This window comes from Kitasatospora indigofera, assembly GCF_014655955.1.
Lineage (GTDB): Bacteria > Actinomycetota > Actinomycetes > Streptomycetales > Streptomycetaceae > Kitasatospora > Kitasatospora indigofera.
Map to the genome: position 1 here is coordinate 1 of NZ_BNBO01000120.1, position 3,778 is coordinate 3,778.

Annotated in this window: 4 protein-coding genes; 2 read left to right on the forward strand and 2 right to left on the reverse strand. The window is 76.2% G+C overall.

Annotated features, from left to right (window positions below; translation table 11 throughout):
• A partial coding sequence (locus tag IE329_RS39630) for a hypothetical protein (protein ID WP_190215923.1) occupies positions 1-336 on the reverse strand: 336 nt, incomplete at its 3' end.
• A 304-nt stretch (positions 337-640) separates the two neighbouring features.
• Between IE329_RS39630 and IE329_RS39635 the strand changes: the two genes are divergently transcribed.
• Positions 641-1,684 (forward strand): LacI family DNA-binding transcriptional regulator, encoded by a 1,044-nt coding sequence (locus tag IE329_RS39635; RefSeq protein ID WP_190215924.1) that lies wholly within the window; start codon positions 641-643, stop codon positions 1,682-1,684.
• A 347-nt stretch (positions 1,685-2,031) separates the two neighbouring features.
• Here IE329_RS39635 and IE329_RS39640 read toward each other — a convergent pair whose 3' ends face one another.
• The gene (locus IE329_RS39640) at positions 2,032-3,000 is read right to left on the reverse strand and encodes a quinone oxidoreductase family protein (protein WP_190215925.1); all 969 of its coding nucleotides are present in this window, start codon (positions 2,998-3,000) and stop codon (positions 2,032-2,034) included.
• A gap of 103 nt (positions 3,001-3,103) precedes the next feature.
• On the opposite strand from IE329_RS39640, the gene IE329_RS39645 reads away from it, so the two are divergent.
• Entirely contained in the window at positions 3,104-3,559 is a 456-nt protein-coding gene (locus tag IE329_RS39645; protein ID WP_229928153.1) for a MarR family winged helix-turn-helix transcriptional regulator, read from the forward strand.
• Positions 3,560-3,778 lie beyond the last annotated feature (219 nt).

Below are 3,778 nucleotides of genomic sequence, written 5' to 3' on the forward strand. Positions count from 1 at the left end.
GAACGACAACGCGTCCGGCCCGTGCTCCTCCAGGATCGCCCGCAACCGCCGCGCGACCGCGGTCACGGCCGCGTCCACGTCCGTGGGCACCGCCGGTTCGTCCCGTGCGGTGCGGACCAGCGCCGTCCCCAGCCGGCCGGGCGCGGCCAGCAGGTCCGCGTGGGTGGCGCCCTTGGTGCAGAGCCGGCCGCCGTTCGCCGGGTGGGCCTTGTCCCCCGTCACCTTGGCGACGCTCCGACGGCCGTCCGCGCCGCGCTTCAGGTCCAGCACGATCCCGCAGCCGACACCGCAGTACGAGCAGACCGTCCGTACCTGACCGCCGTCCGTCCCCGCCACGGGTTCCCCCTCTGCCCTCGCAGGACCAGGAGCCCTGTCCGTCGCGCCTCCGCCGGTGTGCCGCCGGACGCCCCGCCGGAGACCCAACGTAGGCAGCACGTGTTGCGCGGGACGGCGAAGATCGCGTCACCGCCGTTACGCGGCCTTCACCGCCGGCCGGCACGGCTGTGAGGGAAGGCCGCCGGGCCACGGCCGCCGGCCGGCCGGCGGGCCCCGCGGCCGGCCCCCGGCGCGGGGCGCGGGAGCGGGCGGCGGGCCGGTTCGCCCCATCCGTCCGGCTCCCGGCCGCGTGTAGGCTCCGGGGATGCCCAAAGTGACGCGCGACGACGTGGCCAGGCTCGCCGGGACCTCCACCGCGGTCGTCAGCTACGTCATCAACGACGGCCCGCGCCCGGTCGCGCGGGCCACGCGCGAGAAGGTCCTCGCCGCGATCGCCGAACTGGGCTACCGGCCGGACCGGGTCGCCCAGGCGATGGCCCGCAAGCGCACCGACCTGATCGGCATGGTCGTCCCCGACACCCGCCAGCCGTTCTTCGGGGCCCTCGCCCACGCCGTCGAACAGGTGGTGACCGAGCGCGGCAGGCTGCTGCTCATCGGCAACTCCGACTACGCCGACAGCCGCGAGCACCACTACGTCCGGGCCTTCCTCGGCATGCAGGTGGACGGCCTGATCCTGGTCAGCCAGAACGCCTCCACCCCCGAGCTGTCCAGCTTCGAGGCCGACGGCCGGACACCGATGGTGATGCTGCACCACCAGGTCGCCCCCGGCCACGGCGCGGCCGTCGTCACCGACGACCGCGGCGGCGCCGCGCTCGCCGTGGACCACCTGCTGGCGCACGGCCACCGCCGGGTGCACTGCTTCGGCGCGGCCCACCACCTGGGCCCGCACGACCCGGTCGCCGGCCGGGTCGCCGGCTGGGCCGAGGCGATGGCCCGGGCCGGCCTCGACACCCGCGGGCAGCTGACCCACGCCCCCTTCGACCGGGTCCGGGCCCACGCGGTGGCCCGCCGCCTGCTCGCGGAGCCGGACCGTCCGGGGGCGGTCTTCTGCGTCACCGACGACCAGGCGATCGGGCTGCTGCGCGCGGCGACGGAGCTCGGCCTGCGCGTCCCGGAGGACCTGGCGGTGATCGGCTTCGACGGCATCCAGGAGACCGCGATCACCTGTCCGCCGCTCACCACCGTGGCCTCGGACCAGCGGGGGATGGCCCGGGCGGCCGTGGAACTCGTCCTCGACCGCAAGGACGCGGAGCCGGACGGCGACGTCCCGCAGCTGCGGCGGTTCCCGGTGGAGCTGACCGTCCGGGTCTCCTGCGGCTGCGGCCCGGTGACCGTGCCGGGGTCCTGACCGCACCGGGGCCTGACCGCGCCGGACGGGACGACGGTCCAGGAGCACGCCCCCGGACGGGGCGTCCCGCTGTCCGATCCTCCAGCCGCCGGGCGCCCGCCTGGTACGCGGCACCACTCGGCCGCGGGGCCGCCCGGCTGCTTGAATCGGATCGCGCCCCCACGAGGCGGGAATCCGCAGTGGATCCGCGCAGGTGGTCGGGACCCGTACGGCCAGGTCTGTTCCTCAAGCGGGGCTGGTCGTACGGTGCCCTGCCGTCTCGGACTCCGCGCGGCGGCGGCACGGCCGGCCGGGTCCGCGCCGCCCCGCACCCCGCAACCCGCTCGCCCGCTCCCCACGGCGTCCCGCTAGGGCCGCGACCCGAGCCGGCCGGCGACCCGGAGGACGCTCTTGCCGTGGGTGACGCCCGCACGCAGCCGCCCGACCGCGAGGCCGAGGTCGGCCGGGTCGTACTCGGCGGTGACGTCGACCCGGATCAGGCCCCCGGCGAGCAGGCCGAGCGCGCGGCGGGCGGAGCCGGCCAGGCGCTCGGGGTGGGTCCGGCTCAGCAGGTTGCTGTTCCAGGTGAGCAGCGACCTGCCGCTCATCAGCAGTTCGTCGGCGTCGGCGAGGACGGGTTCGCCGCCGTCGATGCTTCCGTACGCCACCAGCCGCCCGTGCGGGGCGAGCACCCGTAGGCTCTCCCGCCGGGTCCGGCCGCCGACCGGGTCGAGGACCACGTCGAACCGCTCGGCGCCCAGCCCGGCCGGGAACTCCCCGCGCAGCAGGACCTGGTCGAAGCCGAAGGCGGCCGCGTACCCGGCCCGGGCGGGGCTGCCGGCCACCCCGACGACCCGGCCGGCCCCGGCCAGCCTGGCGAACTGGGCCGCGAGCGTGCCGACCGCACCGGCGGCGGCGTGGATCAGCACGCTCTCGCCCTCGCCCACCCGGGCGGCGGTGTTGACCAGGTCGTAGGCGGTCGGCGTGCCCCAGCCGAAGCCCGCCGCCACCGGCAGCGGGACGTCGCCGGCGGCCAGGGCGAGGACCGCGGGCACCACGACCACCTCGGCGAAGGCGCCGCCGGGGACGAGCGCGGCGACGGGCTCGCCGATCCGGCCCTCGTCGACGCCCGCACCGACCGCGGCGATGTGCCCGGAGGCTTCGAAGCCCGGGACGAAGGGGCGCGGCACGGGGAAGATGCCGTCCTCGACCATCGTGTCGCCCCACTGGATGCCGGCGTAGGCCACCCGGACCGCCACCTCGCCGGGCCCCGGGGCCGGCTCGTCGAGTTCGGTGACCCGGTAGGTGTCGTCGACGTCGAGAACGATCGCGCGCATGAATGCAGCCTCCTGTGCTGACTCAGTACCCTGTGTCATCAGGAGACGCTAGATGTCACAGGTACCTGAGTCAACCCATGAAGCTGTGTATTGGAGTGAGGACGTGACCGACATCCCGGTCGAGGAGTACCTCTGCACCCGGATCAGGCGCTCGGAGCAGGCGCTGATGGCTCACCACGAAGCCGTGCTGCGCGGCCACGGACTGACCATGACGCAGTACACCGTGCTGCTGACCCTCTCCCGCGAGGGCGGCATGTCCGCCGCCCAGGTGGCCCGGGCCTGCGGGGTGACCCAGCAGAGCATGGCCAGCGTCCTCGGCACCATGGAGGGCAAGGCGCTGATCCGCCGTGACCCGTCCCCCGTGCACGCCAAGGTGCAGATCGCCACGCCCACCGAGGACGGCCGCGCGGTGCTCGACCTCGCCTACCAGGAGGTGATCGTCCTGGAGCGCGCCCTCACCGCCGCGTTCACGCCGGAGGAGCACGCCGCGCTCTGCGCCCTGCTGGAACGGGCGACGGCCGTCCTGGCCGAGCAGACACCGCCCGCCCGCCCCCGGTGAGGGCCCGGCGGTGAGGGCCCGGCCGCCGGGCCGGCACCCGGCAGTGCGGCGGCGGAAACGCGACACCGTCCCGTCCGGCGGGCGCCGGGCGGGACGGTGCGGTGAAGGAACGGCGGGACGGAACGCCCCCGCGAGGCCGGACGGTCAGGCGGTCAGGCGGCCGACCCGGCGGTGTCGGGCCGGCGGGCGGGCGGTGCGGCCGGGCGGCTGCCGAAGAGG

Bases quoted from the DNA above. Each gene is read 5' to 3' on its own strand.
- IE329_RS39635 (WP_190215924.1), top strand. From the start codon at position 641: ATGCCCAAAGTGACGCGCGACGACGTGGCCAGGCTCGCCGGGACCTCC.
- IE329_RS39640 (WP_190215925.1), bottom strand. From the start codon at position 3,000: ATGCGCGCGATCGTTCTCGACGTCGACGACACCTACCGGGTCACCGAA.